Here is a 526-nt window from a genome sequence, read left to right on the forward strand (position 1 = left end):
CTCCCAGCGGATGACCCGCTTCTCCCCGTACTGCGCCGAGAACTCGTCGGCCTCGGTCTCCCAGTACGGCGGATCGAGGTACGCCCGGATCACCGTGAACCGGGTCATGACCTCGTCGAACGCTGCCCGGACCTCCAGCCTTGGCACTTGGCCGTCGTGGTCGGCCGGGTTCCACACGCACGGCAGCTTGTCGTCTCCGTACGTGGGGGTGAACTGGTAGCCGTCCTCGGTCTCGCAGCGGATCGCCGTCCAGTCATCGACGTCGGACCCGTCGAGCGCCATCACAATGGCGGTCCCGTCGGGTACCTCCCGAGGCCTGGCTCGGGCGTCCCACTTCTCCCCGTCCAGCCAGGATCCAGATCCGGCGTCGGGGATGTTCCAGTAGTAGCGGATCGCCTGGCCGGGGTCCTTCTCGGCGATCTCGACAGCCTCGCCGTCGATCCGGTCCAGGTCGACCCACTTGCCGCGACCCATCGAGTCGCCGTAGGCGATGCGGAGCGCCTTGCGTCGTTCGGCCTTGTTCGCC

The 526-nt window shown here is 67.9% G+C and carries 1 pseudogene; it reads right to left on the reverse strand.

The window, feature by feature from the left end:
* A pseudogene (locus ADL29_RS08255) lies at positions 1-526 on the reverse strand (hypothetical protein); the annotation flags it as partial.

Source organism: Streptomyces chattanoogensis (assembly GCF_001294335.1).
Taxonomy (GTDB): domain Bacteria; phylum Actinomycetota; class Actinomycetes; order Streptomycetales; family Streptomycetaceae; genus Streptomyces; species Streptomyces chattanoogensis.